The organism is Paenibacillus sp. NPDC058177 (assembly GCF_042883835.1).
In the GTDB taxonomy this organism is placed as follows: domain Bacteria; phylum Bacillota; class Bacilli; order Paenibacillales; family Paenibacillaceae; genus Paenibacillus_AQ; species Paenibacillus_AQ agri.
This window is the reverse complement of the sequence record NZ_JBHVVB010000001.1, coordinates 624,426-640,577: the sequence shown is the minus strand read 5'-3', so window position 1 is coordinate 640,577 and position 16,152 is coordinate 624,426. Positions and strand designations below refer to the sequence as shown.

15 protein-coding genes and 1 pseudogene are annotated in these 16,152 nt (G+C 45.2%); all 16 read right to left on the bottom strand.

Annotation, left to right across the window (positions count from 1 at the left end; translation table 11 throughout):
• Nucleotides 1-891: 891 nt before the first annotated feature.
• Entirely contained in the window at nt 892-1,194 is a 303-nt protein-coding gene (locus tag ACFVU8_RS02940) for a hypothetical protein (RefSeq protein ID WP_387425783.1), read from the bottom strand.
• Between the two features lie 647 nt (nt 1,195-1,841).
• Nucleotides 1,842-2,036 (bottom strand): annotated as a pseudogene (locus ACFVU8_RS02935) (RHS repeat-associated core domain-containing protein); the annotation flags it as partial.
• Between the two features lie 271 nt (nt 2,037-2,307).
• A complete protein-coding gene (locus ACFVU8_RS02930) occupies nt 2,308-2,916 on the bottom strand; it encodes a class I SAM-dependent methyltransferase (RefSeq protein WP_387425782.1) in 609 nt (202 codons plus the stop codon).
• Nucleotides 2,913-3,377 carry a hypothetical protein gene (locus tag ACFVU8_RS02925; RefSeq protein ID WP_175373324.1) on the bottom strand — a complete coding sequence of 155 codons (465 nt, stop codon included), beginning with the start codon at nt 3,375-3,377 and terminating at the stop codon, nt 2,913-2,915. Before ACFVU8_RS02925 ends, ACFVU8_RS02930 begins: the two co-directional genes overlap by 4 nt.
• A 60-nt stretch (nt 3,378-3,437) precedes the next feature.
• Entirely contained in the window at nt 3,438-4,151 is a 714-nt protein-coding gene (locus tag ACFVU8_RS02920; RefSeq protein ID WP_387425781.1) for a hypothetical protein, read from the bottom strand.
• Nucleotides 4,148-5,104 carry an ATP-binding cassette domain-containing protein gene (locus tag ACFVU8_RS02915; RefSeq protein ID WP_387425780.1) on the bottom strand — a complete coding sequence of 319 codons (957 nt, stop codon included), beginning with the start codon at nt 5,102-5,104 and terminating at the stop codon, nt 4,148-4,150. The genes ACFVU8_RS02920 and ACFVU8_RS02915 overlap by 4 nt, the downstream gene beginning before the upstream one ends.
• The gene (locus tag ACFVU8_RS02910) at nt 5,094-5,249 is read right to left on the bottom strand and encodes a hypothetical protein (protein WP_379464279.1); all 156 of its coding nucleotides are present in this window, start codon (nt 5,247-5,249) and stop codon (nt 5,094-5,096) included. Before ACFVU8_RS02910 ends, ACFVU8_RS02915 begins: the two co-directional genes overlap by 11 nt.
• Before the next feature lie 159 nt (nt 5,250-5,408).
• Complete coding sequence (locus ACFVU8_RS02905) at nt 5,409-5,756, bottom strand: four-helix bundle copper-binding protein (RefSeq protein ID WP_066361829.1); 348 nt, start codon at nt 5,754-5,756, stop codon at nt 5,409-5,411.
• 93 nt (nt 5,757-5,849) lie between these two features.
• A complete protein-coding gene (locus ACFVU8_RS02900) occupies nt 5,850-6,887 on the bottom strand; it encodes a CobW family GTP-binding protein (protein WP_379464280.1) in 1,038 nt (345 codons plus the stop codon).
• A gap of 560 nt (nt 6,888-7,447) precedes the next feature.
• Nucleotides 7,448-7,933: an SRPBCC family protein gene (locus tag ACFVU8_RS02895; RefSeq protein ID WP_387425779.1), complete on the bottom strand. Its 486-nt coding sequence runs from the start codon at nt 7,931-7,933 to the stop codon at nt 7,448-7,450.
• Between the two features lie 825 nt (nt 7,934-8,758).
• Nucleotides 8,759-10,372 carry a peptidase G2 autoproteolytic cleavage domain-containing protein gene (locus tag ACFVU8_RS02890; RefSeq protein ID WP_387425778.1) on the bottom strand — a complete coding sequence of 538 codons (1,614 nt, stop codon included), beginning with the start codon at nt 10,370-10,372 and terminating at the stop codon, nt 8,759-8,761.
• Between the two features lie 243 nt (nt 10,373-10,615).
• Nucleotides 10,616-11,212 (bottom strand): hypothetical protein, encoded by a 597-nt coding sequence (locus tag ACFVU8_RS02885; RefSeq protein WP_387425777.1) that lies wholly within the window; start codon nt 11,210-11,212, stop codon nt 10,616-10,618.
• Nucleotides 11,213-11,617: 405 nt separating this feature from the next.
• Nucleotides 11,618-12,088 (bottom strand): MarR family transcriptional regulator, encoded by a 471-nt coding sequence (locus ACFVU8_RS02880; RefSeq protein ID WP_387425776.1) that lies wholly within the window; start codon nt 12,086-12,088, stop codon nt 11,618-11,620.
• 531 nt (nt 12,089-12,619) lie between these two features.
• Entirely contained in the window at nt 12,620-12,877 is a 258-nt protein-coding gene (locus ACFVU8_RS02875; RefSeq protein WP_387425775.1) for a hypothetical protein, read from the bottom strand.
• Nucleotides 12,878-12,992: 115 nt separating this feature from the next.
• Entirely contained in the window at nt 12,993-13,397 is a 405-nt protein-coding gene (locus ACFVU8_RS02870) for a CDI toxin immunity protein (RefSeq protein ID WP_387425774.1), read from the bottom strand.
• 434 nt (nt 13,398-13,831) lie between these two features.
• A complete protein-coding gene (locus tag ACFVU8_RS02865; RefSeq protein ID WP_387425773.1) occupies nt 13,832-16,138 on the bottom strand; it encodes a thiamine pyrophosphate-dependent enzyme in 2,307 nt (768 codons plus the stop codon).
• Between the last annotated feature and the right edge of the window lie 14 nt (nt 16,139-16,152).

Sequence of the window (16,152 nt, the reverse complement as noted above, 5' to 3'; positions counted from 1 at the left end):
TGGCGAGGGTATATGGATTTCCCATACATCTTTACCTTCAAGTAGTTCCCTATCCATGTTGCTTGACAGTTATAAGCATTCATACTCTTCTTCCTCCTTAGGGTAAGGCCCCTTTGGGGTAGCCTTTGCCATAAATAAAGCAGGAGGAGAAGAGTGTACTCCGTGTGTATGCCATGGGTTGAAGAGTATTTTTTGACAGATTTGTTACGATTAATTACGGAGATGTTTGGAGGTAGAACTTTTGAGAGGGCTTAAATGTATACAGCGGATTGTAATAGGGCAAATACATGCGTTAGTGAAAGTACGGACGTTTTCCTTACTTACGAACGTAAACACCTCCTGCAGCGCCTTAGAGAGGTATAGTGTCCATCTAAGCGCAAATGGCGAGGAACGTTTGGTACTGCTCTTCCTCGCTGCGCTCGGAGACTCCGCTTCGCTTCGTCCAGAGTTCAGTTTTGGAAACTAAAATGGCTACAGACGATTTAAAACAAGAAATTTACGATTTTAATGCTTATACAGTCGGAATTTCACGTTTACAAGGATTCGGCCATCTAGAGTGACTTCTGAGTGCGTAGCATACGTTCTATCGCTTAGGGACTGATTATTTTCTATACGGCTAATCTGTTCTGTTTAATCCAAAGTCCTTCATGCAGGTGTTTTTCCGAAGACTGTTTATTTTAACTCATCTGGAAGTGTTCGGAGGTGAATGAGTGAGTGATGCGGAGGTGGTCAATTAGCCGAGGGAAGTAAGTATATATTAATTAAAATAAAGATAAGACCTTTGAGCTATATTCTCTTATTCACTGCTCCCAGGCAATTAAGTAATTACCCGGGTTTTAAAATAAAAATAAAAGACCACATGGAGTTTACACTCACATGTGGCTTTTGAAATTATTGAATATACAAAAAATCAATTACTCTTCCTCTACCTACTTCATTATTCCCTGCTTTCATTTTAAATATGCACCCTTTTTTCACCAACCCGCTAATTGAATCAAATACCTCTTCGTCAACTGTAAACATATTGATATCCACTGTATACCATTCATTCATAATAAACATTTCTATTTTATCTGTTGGAGTTATTATACCAGAGTAACTAAATCCATTTCCAAAGTCTATACTCGGCCGCATTTTCACACTAATATTAAACGGTACGTTCTCATATGAAATTGATGCTGAAAGTAAGAGCATTTACCCTCCCTCCCTTAAAGCGCCTGTTCTATCGCTTTAATAAGTTTATTAAACTCTTCTAATTTGTCAAATTGAATTGTAAAAACTCCATTTTTAAATATACTTGAATCTATAGATGTACTATATTGAGCTAGCTTTTTAAGTGCATCCTTCCCAATACTAACCTTAATTATTGCAGCATATTCAGTGTTATACGGTTTGTTTGCATAATTAAGAACTTCTTCGAGAGTGAGCCCAAATTGTTTGGTTTGCATTCCATTTCCTACTTCAAAGGTACCTGTTTTCATTATTTGATAGAATTCCTCCGGACTAACCGCTCTAAATAAGCTTTGTGTGCTTTTTGTAAGCCCCGCAACTCCTCCAACGATAATATCAGCTGCGGCTAAAACATACCCAGCATTTTTATCAACCTTGTCCTGCCCTGCCTCGTATGCATTCAATAGTTGCCCTTTGGCCCAAGAAGCTTTACCAGCCGAGTTTTCATATGGACTCGTTTGTGTTAACAAACCATATAGATATCTAAACGTATTTCCTTTGTCGTCATAAACGTGACCATATATATCACTTAAGTTATCTTTGAAAGAAGAGTTCCCTTTCATTGCTGCATTTATCAACATTTTAATTTCATAGTATGACTCCGTCTTACGATGACCAGTCGGATCAGAATAAATCAACGGATTATTTTCCACATACGTATACAAATTCAAACTCAGCGGATTATCAATTTGCCCCTGATACGTATCCTCATTTAAAAACTGTCCGATACTCGGATCATAATACCTTGCCCGTAGATAGTAAAGTCCTGTCTTTTCGTCATACACCTCACCTGTGTACTTACACGGTTTTCCATCCTTCTATTTATTTATGAAGAGGTTCAATTCATATCTGTTTAACAATTCCTTAAATAACAGTGATACTTCTGAATTTGATAACGAAGCTACCCTCAAATAAAACTCATTAGTTAAGATAAATAAACAATAACTCTGACAAGAGCTGCTCTTTAAGATTTTTAAAAAGACCTTATATCGCCAAGCGCTAATTTTGAGAAAGATCCACAAAAAAAGGCCTATAAAACAGACCCGTCGGATCCATCTTATAAACCTGTTGTCTTCCCTATTTTTTAACAATATAATCGACAAAGCCCTGCCTAATGCGTTCGCCTTCATAGATTCTCTCCAGAGTACGGTCTTCTTTGAACAAGACTTCCATATTGCCGAATAAAGGGTCTGCCTCGGAAGCTGTATAGTAGGAATGAATGACCGGCTGATCGTCGTCAAACTGTTCATACTGATGGTCACCAAGATGAGGACCTTCCCCGCAGCGAAAATCGTTCACTGTAAGAAAATTAACGAACAGCAATCCCCCCGGTTTCAGCGTCCGGATCATCTCTTGCAGGGACTGCGAAACCTCATCTTTTCTCATATGAAATATCGAATTATAGGAGTACACGAAGCTGAAGGATTCATCGGCAAAAGGTAAGTTCCGCATATCCCCACGCTCAATGTTCAACTGAAGCCCTCTTTCTTGTTCGTAAGCCTGGGCTTGCGCTATAGCAATAGGATCAAATTCAATGCCATGGGTAGTATATCCATACTGGGCAAACAACCCTAAAGAAGGGCTGTCTCCTCCCGCACCGCAATCCAGCACAGTTCGCTCTAGCCCGGTCTCATTGCAAAAGCTAAGGTAGCGGTATAGCGGGACGTGCTTGAAAATTTCGTTCATATCAAATGCTCCTCTTCCAGACCCAACTTCGCGTATAACTCTGTACAATACCCCTGTAAGGTCTTTTCCAGTTTACAAGCTTTATTCTTGAAGCGTTTCAGCTCACGCAGCATTTGAGATCTTCCCGCTGGGGTGAAGGTCTCCTGAATCCGCTCTTTGAAATAGTCGTGGACAATATGATTGCGCTGCTTCCAAACCTCTTGTAATTGCGCCGTTTCTTCTTCGGAGAACGGAAAGTGATGCTGGATTTCTTTGATGAGCTGGCCGAGGGAGTTGCTGAGTTTGCGCTGGTACAGATCTGTAAGATCGGCTTCCGTGGGCGTCTTCCCTTGCGAAAGCTTGGTCAGTAGAAGCAGATTCGTGAGCTGCTGCTCCAGCGCCTGACAATAGTAGACTGCCAAGCCGAAATAGGCAAACAGTTCCTTTGATTGTTCACTCTCCGGTATTCTGGTATCCTTCATCGTTCCTCCCGTTCAGTATCTTTGGATTTTGAATACACCTCTGATTTTTAGATACAACCATTAATTTTTATTCATATCTCTCTTGCCGGCTCTATAGCCATAGAATCCGATCAATAATGCTGTATAGATAGTAATGTGAAGTAAAGGAACCAGCACAGCCACCCCAGAGATCACGTCGGCATTCATCATGGCATCCATGACTGGTGACACCGGCGGGAGGAGAAACCTCAGATAGGTCAGAGAACCCGGCAAGAATTCGGTGATCTTCGTACCGCCAATGGAAACTATAATCACACAAAGCATGATTCCGGTAGCATGGCTGGCCTTCTTGATCATGGACGATTGCAGGAACAATGAGATCGCAATTCCCAACAACCCGAGCAGTGCATGACCGGCTAATGCGAGCATGATTCGGTATAATCCTGCTTGTTCATCAAAACGTCCAGTCACCAGCGGATATACAACGATCAGCACGTCAAGCAGCAAAGTCAGGACCCCAAGTGTGAGGAGACATCCCATATTGTATTTTCTGATACTACGCAAATGAACGGTTGTCAGTTGTCTCTGTACCGGATGTTCATGGTTTAAAAAGCTCAAACCCAGACAGGCGCAGCCGATGAATAGGATTACAGCTGTAGCAGCATAGCTGTTCATCACTGGATTAGGTGTGTACGAATAAAGCACCAAAACGGCAATAAGGATGCCTGCAAAAGGGGCAAAGTAACGCTGGGAAAGTGTATAACTTCGCAGCATATACACAACTAGTGATGTCATGACTTTCCGCCCCCTTCAGGGGTCTTGGGATTCATCCACTGCTCCAAGTCTGACCAGCCATCGCATGGTACCACAGATACAACAGATCCTCCCCGCTCCAGCACCTGACGCAAGTACGCATCGGATACCGCAGCATCAACAGTGAGACCCAGACAGGGCTGATCATGTAATTCCGTCACGACTTGCAGGGAAAGAAACCCCGGCTGATCCCGCCATTGGCGAAGCTCCTCTTCCTGCAAATGCTTGAATACTATGTATGTTGTGGGACGCGCGGATAGCTCCTGTATTCCCTGTTGCATTCGTACCGTTCGTCCAGCTTGCAGAATGTGCAGATGATCAGCAAGGGCCTCCACCCATTGCGGTTCATGAACGGAGAATACCACGGCCGTTCCTTTTTCCTTTCGTTCACGCAACAGCTGAACCAGCATATTCTGAGCCGAAAGATCCAGCCCCGACATCGGTTCATCCAGCAGTAGTAACTCCGGTTCTACAAGCAAGCTTTGAATCAGATTTATCTTCTGCAGCATCCCTTTGGAAAAGTTATTCATCGGCTGCCCCCGGAAAGGTGCCAAATGAAACAGTTCCAGCAATTCTGCCATTCGTACTTCAATCTCACCGGCAGATAACCCGCGTATTCTTCCCATACTGCGCAAATACTGCTCTGGTGTGAATTTCAGCCCTGGAAACGCCTCAGGCGCATAACCTATTACCAGGTCAGCTTTCCTGCGGATGGCTCCCGATGTAACCTGAACCAGACCTGCGAGAATGGACAATAGCGTACTTTTGCCGGAACCATTACGTCCGATCAGGGCAGTAATATTTCCTGGCCGAATACTCATCGACACTTCTTGGAGCACCATGTGTCCTGTATACATTTTGCTCACAGCTTCAAGTTCGGCACAGGCGGCCTCAGCTGGGCTTTCAACTATGCCCTTTCCTGTTTTAATCCCCATATTCTAACCACCGTGAAGCTTTCCGCTCGGACCAACTTGCAGTTGTATCCTTGTCCATATCTATGTTATCGCGCAAGGCCTGCACTCTGCTCCGGCCAGCACATTTCCAATTCATCTGAGTAGTGCCATTCACAGGATCATTCATACTACACACTCCTTTATCACCTCCATGTTATTCGCCGGGCGCCTCCCTTTTTCCTCTTAATAAATCTAATTTTTGGAGAGAAAATGAAATAAAACCAGACCCAAGTTATCGCTAACATAAGGTCTGGTTTTAATATTGTAAAAGATTCAGGGCAGCTTCTTAAGCATACACCTCAACTGTCTCACTAATCATACGGCAGGCTGCTGCACACTCCCGGCAAGCTTCGATGCAGCTCCGGCAATGCCTATGTACATGCTTACTGCTCTCGTCTGCACAGGCTTCGCAAATATCTGCACACAGACGCAGAATCTGAACTACAAACGGACTTTGACGCGTCATGGCCTGAATGGCAAAGGAGCAAATGTCCGCACATTCCCGATCGAGCCGGATACTCTCACGAAGCTCCTCCAGGTGGTACTCTTTCAGGCTTGAGACATAACTGTAATTACAGGTGTTCATGGTCTTGATACAAGCATCAATGCACTCCTGATACTGAATTCGGGTCATAGCCTTAACCTCCTGCGAATTTTTATAGGGTATGCCTATCTATTAACCTGCAAGAAAAGCAACGAACCAGACCTTGTGGCACTTCACAGACAGTTACAAGCTTCGTCTGACCGCATTTGGCCGGGCGAGCAGACGTTTCTCTAGTCGCAGCAGTTTGCTACGCAGCTCACCTGACGAAAAATGCTCCCCAATAAATACTGCCACATTGGGCACATCGCCCTGCGGTGTGATCTTCATGTAATCCGCTTCTCTGTAAGCATATTGGAACAAGTAACGGCTAGAGGTATCATTGAACTCCACAATTCCCTTCGCCCGGTAGACGTCCCGCGGCAAATCTTTGACAAACTGCTCGAATTCTTCGCTGTTCACTGTATTCTTGAAATAATGCGTGTAAGCCATAACATGATCATGCAGCGCATGGGTGCTTCCCGGTGCAGTATGATTGCCCTCTGTCTCAACTTCATGTGAGGTATCGTCACCTTCAGCTTCATCTGTTAAATCCTCGGCTTCAAGACGAATGCCTCCGGCCTGACTTAGCACTTCTTCAGAATCCAGCTCACAACGCACCGCCGGCATTACTGCCGCGTAAGCATTCCATTTCCGCAGAACAGTCAGAACTTCCTCCTTCTCTTCCTCTGTCACCCGATCCAACTTGTTCAAAATAAGCACTGAAGCACAGCGAATCTGCTCCTGCATTAGACGATAGGTTGCTCCCTGCTGGGCACGATGCAATTCCAGAAGATGTCCGGCATCCACAACAGTGATTAAGCTTTTCAGCTCTACCTTCAGATACAGCGAAGTCTCGGTCACCCCGTCGACGATCTCCAGCGGATTGGCTGCGCCAGTTGCTTCAATCACAACGACATCCGGCGATTCCTTCTTAATTAGTGTAGCCAGCTCAGTGCTAAGATCGCCACGGATCGAACAGCAGATACAGCCGCCCAGCAATTCAGCCATAGGTACGGACTGTTCAACCAGGAGACCATCAAGATTCACCTCTCCCAGCTCATTCATAACAACAGCCGGGCGTAAGCCTTGGCCTTTCCAATGATCCAGCAGACGCTGCAAAAGCGTTGTTTTGCCGCTCCCCAAAAAGCCTGACAATATATACACAGGTATAGCCTGTTCCATGTTTCATCTCTCCCTGCAAAAAATCGGTTATGGTAGCGAGTGTACTACATCAGGACATAGGCATGCAACCAGTCCGATGCTGTTCTTCCTGAGCGAAACAAAAGCTGAAATCGTTCTCAAACAGGATACCCGCTTAGAAAACTTCGGTTATCAGGTGGCATTCACCTATTTTGCAGCCTACAAGACAATAGACCAAGCAGGCTTTTGTTCTGTGCGTATAATACGATAAGTCCAATGAAGAGGAGCTGAAATGAAATGACTTTTTGCCCCAACTGCCCAGAACAAACTGTAACAGACCCGCCGTCTTTTGTTTATGAGGATTACTATCACCCACAGGTGGTCAATGTCATTCATCCCGTCGAAGTCATCAGACGTCATCACTGTGTGCCGATTCCAAAACATTGCTACTCTTACTCTGTCAAAGACGTTATGTGCACAGTATCCAGCGTTCGTAGCCGTAAAAAAAGATAAACTGTCGCTACCAGACTTATTCAGTCCTGAAGCTGTAGTCAAGGCAGCACTAAAAAGGAGGTACCCGCAAGGGACCTCCTTTGGACTTATCACTCAGCAGTTAAATACGCTTGCAGCAAAAGTTGATACTTTTCGTACCACTTCTTCCACTCGTCATCACGAGATTCTAGTGACTTCCCCTCCATTAAGGAAGAGATCACTTCCAGACATACTTGCCAACCCGCGAGATCCTTCGCGGTATGCCCTGTAACCTTGCCCAGTCTCTCGATCAATACCAGGTGACAGCCCTGCTGCTCAGGGGACAGCTCAAAGCGTACAAGATCAGCACCCCACGTGAATTCCAACACAGCATGAGGTGTAAAATCGGTGATCTCCATCGTTATTGCTGTACCGCTTGGCATGTCGAATATTAAACTTCCACCCTCACGCAGATCTTTTACCCGTAATTCAGGAAACCATTGGGACAGCTTGTCATTCTCAGTCAACCAAGACCAAACTTCCGTTACAGGAAAAATGTAGTGTCGGTCAAATCGGGCGGTGTAGCCTGCCTCAGTCTTTTCTATGGAAGCTATCATCTGCATCCTCCTTGATAAAGTAAACTATTAAGCCGAACAAGAGAAATTAACAAAAAGCAAAGAGGGAAGGTTGGAGAGCTGTAGGTGCAAAGTGCTCACCTGGAAGCTTTCCATAGGAAAGCTTCCACCAGAACATAGACTATCGACAGATTGCAACCACCAGAAGCGGTATATTCTCTTCACTAGTCGTCTTAATAGTGAAAAAGAGGGGCCACCTCTTCAACTAACGACATTTTCGCACCTTATTTTCTTCAATATAGACAAAAGAGGGAAATAAGGGTATTATTGTATCTTATTTTTCGAAAAAGCACGCTAGGTGGGGTATTTGGGAAGATTTAAGGTACAATATTGCACTTAATCTCCACTAACCCCTATCTGCAGAGGATTTAAGGTACAAAAATGCCGTTAATTACACTTCGATGCTTCTTAAAGAAGCTTTTTCTTGGCTATGTTTGTATTTTAAATGCGTTCTATATAGATCTCATTACTTCCGAGTATTCCCCAAATATAAGTCTATTCTACTATAAAACAATCTACAAAATAATCCCCGCTGCTCCTCACTGCTGCCCGATGGATTGTAAAACAGTAAAGTCCGCTATCCTGACCGCCTGATGAACAGGTTTGAGGTATCTCTGACTACCAGGATTAACTGTATAAGCGAAGCATAGCTGGAACATTGCTACAAGTACCCTTATGTATTCAGGCAAAAAAACCTCTTCTTTCTGAAATGGAAGTTGGGACCGATCCCTGTATAACCTGCCATTTTCAAAGAGAGGTTTCATTGATTTGCACCTTACGAATTCAAAGTTATTCTCAACGTCCCGTTTACCCCGGAACGTTATTCAATAGGACTACAATCTGATTGGCACCTGTTCGCTTCAGGACAAAAAAACCATGATCAGCGCTTGTAGCCACTCCCTCGTCATTCGGGCGGCAATATCCATGGGTGACACAACTTCCATCATCACGAACGCGAATTTGTCCCACTAATCCTACTGCTACCCACTCCGGCCGTTTCGGCCGTGGAAGATACTCCCTATCAGCATCCCAAGCAGGGTTCAGGAGCGGCTGCATTTCTTTGCGCTCAGGAATCAGCAGATGTCCCTCATTATCCTGATGAGCTGGCAGAGTCACCTCATGATACTGCTTGCGCCCCCATTCGTCGGTCACATATTTGTCCTGCCAGCGCAGACCTGCACTGTTGCCGACAAAGCCTGGAGTAGCACTAGTAATCCCAATAATAAAATCATCAGCAGATGTTGCTTTCCGAATCCGGTCTTCTTCCTGCACGGTGACAAAGTAACCGACATCTAATGGCTGTCCGTCTGCGGTCTCGAACATTTCGGCATGGTCAGCCGCCGGACTTAAATACATGCCGTCGATGTACATATCGAAAGTAGATCCGCTCCATTTGGCCCCCAAGCCCCTAACCGTACTGGAGGTACCATTCCCAATAAACCAAGAATATGCTTCATCCGCGTCACCAAAGCGGCCCATAATGTGGGATGCCGTAAACGTAGTATTATTCCCCTGGCCTTCGGCGTGAGAAGCTTCACCGCTAGATATATTGTCTTCACCTTCCGCATGGGCATAGGGTCCATCGGCTAGGGTACCAATACCTTCGGCATGAGAAAAGGGTCCATCGGCCAATGTATACGCTCCTTCTGCGTGCGCAGAAGGCCCGCTGGCATGGGTATGGAGGCCTTCGGCATGAGAAGATGTTCCACTGGCAATGCTACTCTGCCCCTCTGCATGGGACCCCGCATTGCCGCTGGCGACGGTGTCCAACCCCTCCGCATGGGACGGAGAGCCGATCGCTACCGTACTTTGCCCTTCAGCGTGAGAAAAATCTCCGATGGCCCGGGGACCTGGCGAACCGGTTATACTGATCGTGCCTCCCTCCGCATGAGCAGCGAACCCTAGGGCGATGCTGCCCACTCCTTCGGCATGACTGCTAGCTCCGCTAGACAGATTCGGAGAGGGGGTGTTCAGTCGATCTAAGCCACCACCTTCCGCATGAGAGGCCCTTCCACTGGCAGTGTTCCCTTCCCCTTCAGCGTGAGCAAATAATCCGGAAGCCACTGTCTGCGTTCCTTCCGCATGGGAAGCCACACCGCTGGCAACGGTTGACGATCCCTCGGCATGAGCCGTGTCTGCGGTAGCCTGACTCTGGTAGCCTTCCGCATGAGATGCACTTCCACTAGCCGTAGTCGTATTTCCTTCGGCATGTGCAGTATCCGCACTAGCCAATGTCTGGTATCCCTCTGCATGGGAGGCGTTCCCGCTTGAGGTTGTAGCGCTGCCTTCGGCATGAGCCGCGTTAAACGTGGCATTGGCCCGGTAGCCTTCCACATGCGCAGCAATGCCACTGGCTATAGTATCGATCCCCTCTACTGTAGAATATTGACCAGTCGCATTCTGGTTGCATTCGTTTACCATGCCATCCATCACCCCAATAGATATATTAATTGTACATAGCTATAATATTCGGGTTAGATAGGACAGCAATGGCTATTAAACTACGAGATTCGCCCGTTTTCTGTAAAGAAGACTGAAAGACTCATAGGCCGCAAGCGTATGGCAGCGCGTCACAATAGAAGTTCTTGTTTATTCCAGCCAGATTCATAACAAAAAGGCAGACGCATCATCCTTAAGTGAATGAAACATCTGCCTACCCGTTCATCAGCTTTGTGATGTTGGAGTAGGTCTGTAGTAGACCTCGGTGCCCCTTTGCAGTTTTTTAAGATGCTCAGGCGGCTCATCCTTCGACAGATTCAAACGCTCCAGCAGTCCGGTGAACAACGATTTAATCTTTTTAGAATACTTGGCCTTTTCCTTGCCCATTGATGTGTAGACGAGTGAGGCATTATATTTGCTGTAAATCTCTGTCTTCGTCGTTGGTGTTACAGAAATGTCACTGCTCCCATACCACTCTGGGATTCGTTCCTTCCGCTCATCCAGGTTCGAGAATACATGCAGCGTAATATTCTGAGAGGGCTGTCCAGCAATCAGATACTGGTAGCTGACGTTTCCCCTGCTGTCTTCGGCGAACATCTCATGCGTCAGCTTGATTCCCTCTCCGGCAAATGAGCGGCGCATTTCACCCAGAAAACGCCCGTTGAGTCCTTTTCCCTGTGACTGTGCACGCAGCACACCGTCCTCATAGGCTTTCATGCTGTATTTATCCGCTTCCTTGCGGATCTGATGCCCGCTACAGCCTACCAGCACAGCTGTCAAAACGAACGCAACAGCCAGTACTTGGAGCCATTGTCGCTTCATCCCCGCCACCCTTTCCCTATAAAGATCTTATTGCTACACCTGTCAGTTGTAGCATGGCTGGGTGGGGGGAGAAATATGCGGTTTTTACTCAAAAATCATCTTGGGAGGATCTTAAAAAAATCACATTTTTAAATTCGGTGCATTCTCCGTGTCCTTGAAAAAGCTAGAACCCTCACTTACTGGAAGGAGGAAAATTATTCTTAATTGGTTACGTATAATCCCAACTTATCAATTTGATTTTGTATTATTCAAGTAATAGATCTTCTTCGATAAACGCACTACTTGTTATTCTTCCCTCTCTTTTAACAATAAAATCCCCTCATCAATAATAATTCAAATAAAAAAGACAGCCCATTCTCAAACGAGTTGGATTGCCTGTGGTGTCATTTTCAATATGCACATTTGTTACGACTTCATCTCTATTTCCATTTTCTGTAGTTCTGCATCCAAATGCCTATCATACTTTTTCATGAAGCCGAGTATACTGTCAAATTGTTCTGCGGTTATATGCTCAAATACAACTTTATCCCGCTCAATAAACTTTTTATGCATTTCCTCGTGGACGTTATAAATTACTTGTCCTTGTTCGGTTAATCTGAAATAGATTTCTTTCTTATTATCTGGCTTCTGATAGCTTTCAATAAGTCCCTTTTCGATGAGCTTCTTGGTCATTTTACTCAGTGCACCCCTAGTCATATAAAGGTACTCCGCAAGTTTTGTCACGTTGGAATCTGCATTGTCGCCAATATATTCTATGCAACCTACTTCAGAGAACGTATAATTCCTAAGACTGTCTTCCAGCTTAAGCCTATTCACCCAAGCGATCTTGTTATACAAGTCCCTGAAACTTATTATGACCTGTTCTTCTTTGTCCATGGCCTGTCCTCCCGCTCGTTTGTTCATAAAATATAAAGAGTATTATAACTATTTTTTGTTTCTTTTTCAACAATATGAAGATGATAAACGATATGTAGAATGAATTATAGAAATACACATTAATGACAGTCGGTCGATTTCTTCCTCAAAATACGGCTATTCTTATAATCAAATATAAGAGCCCCCTCCAAGTATCCGTCATCAATTAGATTAATATAATTCTTCGTTCTTTCTTTATCATCTATATGAATAAAGTATTTTTCAGGTGTTTGCTCAAAATTATTTGGTAGCTTTAAATTAGGTATCTTAATATATGAGTTTATTCGCATATAACTCACCTCCCTTTTCAATAGGATCGAATTGATTAAAATGACCCAATTGTAGTTGGTGTATGTATGTTGCGGAAGGTATATTATTCAGAAAAACCGGTAGAAAACAAGGATTAGCATTTTGGCATGAAACGTAGTGCTAACCAGGATTTTAATACGACCCTGATAAAAGTTAATATTCTGTTTAGACATGTCACCCAGTTCATTCTAAATTCTTTACATATTCAGAGCATTCCCGAACATGTCTATGAAGTTCATCTAACTTAACGCACCGTTTTTCCAGCAGTGGATTTTCCCAATCCGAATCTTTAATTACTACAACAGCAAATTCTTTTCTATACCATCCAACATCAAGAACGTAGCCTTCATGATATGTCACCTGAAAAATATCTTCTTGATCCAAGTATTGCGTTACGTTGTATGTAACAACCCCAGGTGAAAAGTCAATATTATCAAACATATGATTAGATCACTCCCTAGCGTTATTATCCTGATTTAAACCAAAAATGACATTCGAGAAAGAGATAGTTCGTCCGTATTACTTAAGGGGATACTGTCTACTTTATAACTATAAGTTATCTTTTTTTAAAACCAACCGTTACTTGTCCTTCGTGAAAATATTCGATCACATAACCAGATTCCGGACAAAAGATCCATGTGTCAGAACCGACGGCTGTAACATTATCTATGTTGCTTAGTACCTGATTTAAATCTGCACAAACACTCGGGGCGTCAGTGTAATTCCATAGCAAGAACACTGTATTGTTATAATGCACCCCACATTCGTTTTCAATTTTTGATAATATCTCTTGTTCACGGGAAATCTCCATAAAATTATCGACACTTCCCCAATCGATTCGTCCCCAACTGGTGACCGGAAAGAAACTCACAAGTTTGTTGAACATATCTTCTGTTTCTCTTATAGATAAAATCTCAATATTCTCTCCAAGCGCTAGAGTACATTCCTCAAATAACGTCATTTTGTCTCCATCGAGTATATAGTGAGAAATGCATTCTCGTTAAATGCAAATCTCCTTTCTTTTACTATATATTCTTGTTCAAATATATGTATAATATCTCCGACAGTTAATGTCGGGATCGGAATCTGGGTCTCTTGTTCAAAAATTAAGACATTAGTTTCATTATCAAAAAATCTAGTTATGAATACTTCTACTGGCGAATATTCAGGTGTATATTTTACTATCACCATACATTTTCACTCCTTTAATTTTCAAATATGTACAAAATCCTTAAATTGATTTTTAGATAATATTTACTTTTTGTCAATCACTACTAGACTCTCTAATCTCTCCTGATCGCAGTAATTCCCATCCAAAACAAAGCCACCCCCATAGTCATCTTGCCAACTACAGGGGCAGCCCAATTTCACTGCTTATATTTTTATAAAATAATTCTACAAATCCGGATGCTCATGCTTCGCTTTGAGCCGGCTCCAGCGGCGCTTGACTTCGTCCTCGAAGCTGTGCAGGGCGGGCTCGTTCTCCGGCTTCAGGAGATGGCGGGTTTTGCCCATAGTCTTGAGCCAGTCGGTAAGCGGCAGGTGCTTACTCTTGTCCTCCGGGTTGTACGTAATATTCGTAATGCCATGCTCCACTTCGTAGAGCGGGAAGAAGCAGGATTCCACAGCCAGGGACACGATGTTCGTACCTTCTTTGTCCTCGGACATCCAGTTGAGCGGGCAGGCGATCAGGATTTTGCCGTAGACCAGGCCTTCGTTCTGGGCGTACCATTGGGCTTTGGCTGCTTTTTTCACCAAATCCTGCGGATAGGCTTCAGCTCCTGTGAAGACATAAGGGATATTAGTTGCCGCCATAATTTGCGCAGTATCCTTATGCTGTGTGACCTTTCCCTGCTGGTTCTTGCCGATGCTTGAAGTCGAGGTACGATGACCCAGCGGCGTGGAATAGGACTGCTGTGCGCCAGTGTTCATGTAGCCTTCGTTGTCGTATTCCACAATAATCATCTTGTGTCCGCGCAGGGCTGCACCGATAGCAGGTCCCATCCCAATATCCATGCCGCCGTCCCCAGTAACCATCACAAAGGTGAAGTCATCCTGCAGGCCAAGGCCATCCAGTTCCCCGCGGCGTTTGCGCTCCCAGAACATCTCCACTACACCGGACAACGTCGCTGCACCATTCTGAAACAAGTTATGGATGAACGTCGATTTATGTGCTGAATACGGATACCCTGTCGTAGTAACCATTGCACAGCCAGTATGATACAGAGCTACAATATCGCCTTCGATGCCTTTGAAAAAGGTCTCCAGTCCCGAGAAAATCCCGCAGCCTGGACACGCCCCATGGCCTGGAGCCAGGCGTTTTGGCTTCCTAGTCAAGTTGCGTAGCGGCGGAATCCTCACACTCAGCTTGCCTGTAGCTTCATCCTGTTTTACCGTAATAAGTCCGGTCTTCAGGGCATCGAAATCCATTGGCTTCAACAGCCGCTGCGGTGCCTTCTCTGGCGCACCCGGATTGTGACCATAATAGTCGAATGGTACTTCTACCCGATCTGCCGCTACAGCATCCAGGGCCAGCTTGAAAAAGCTGTGTCCATCCTCTGCATAAAAATCTTTGCCGCCCAAGCCATAAATACGGCTGATGACTTTGGTCGTTGTATTGCCATATGTGAACAGCGCAGCCTTGATCTCGTTCACCATATTGCCGCCGTGTCCGCCGACAGAGTCCGCACGGTCGCCGACGGTGATGGCCTTCACATGCTTAAGCGCTTCCGCAATCTGCTTTTGTGGGAAGGGACGGATCATATTCGGTGAGATCGCTCCAGCCTTAATCCCTTGCAGACGAAGCTGGTCCACGACATCCTTGATGATCTCTGAAGCGGAATTCATCAGGAACACCGCCACCTCGGCGTCCTCCATCCGGTATTCTTCAATCATCGGATAATGACGTCCGGTCAGCTCGCCGAATTCCTTGGCAATTTCTTCGAAGACTTCCCCGGCGTTATACATAGCCACTGACTGTTGGTAACGGTTGTTGATGTAGTCAGGTTCGTTCATGTAAGGACCGACTGTGACTGGATTGTTGCGGTCAAGTGTATCAGTATAGCCTGCTGGCGGCTGCTCACCTACGAATTTATGCACGTCACTGCGGTGGGCAAAAGCCTGCACACGGCGCTTCTGGTGAGAAGTAAAATAACCGTCCGAAGCCACCATTACCGGAAGCCGGACTTTAGCATGCTCCGCCAGCTTCAGTGCCATCAGGTTCATGTCGTAGACTGACTGCGGATCACGGCACATCAGAATCGGCCAGCCTGTATTCAGGGCAAAGTACAAGTCTGAGTGGTCACCATGAATGTTCAGCGGCCCGGAAATGGAGCGGCAGATCAAGTTCATGACCATTGGCATCCGGGTACCCGCCTGAACCGGCATTTGCTCCAGCATAAACATGTAGCCCTGCGCACTCGTTGCGTTAAATACCCGTCCACCCGCTGTTGATGCCCCGTAGCAAATGCCGGCTGAGCTATGTTCACCATCTGAAGGAATCAGCAGAATATCATGCTGTCCGCTAGCTTTCATCGTGTCGAGAAACTGAGCAACCTCCGTAGATGGCGAAATTGGAAAATAGCCCATGACATGATAGTTGATCTGATGAGCGGCGTAAGCAGCCATTTCATTGCCGGATTCATATAGGAATTTCTGCTCTACCTTGGCAGAGCTTAGTTCTTTTTCATAGTCGATTGCCATGTGTGTTCCACCTT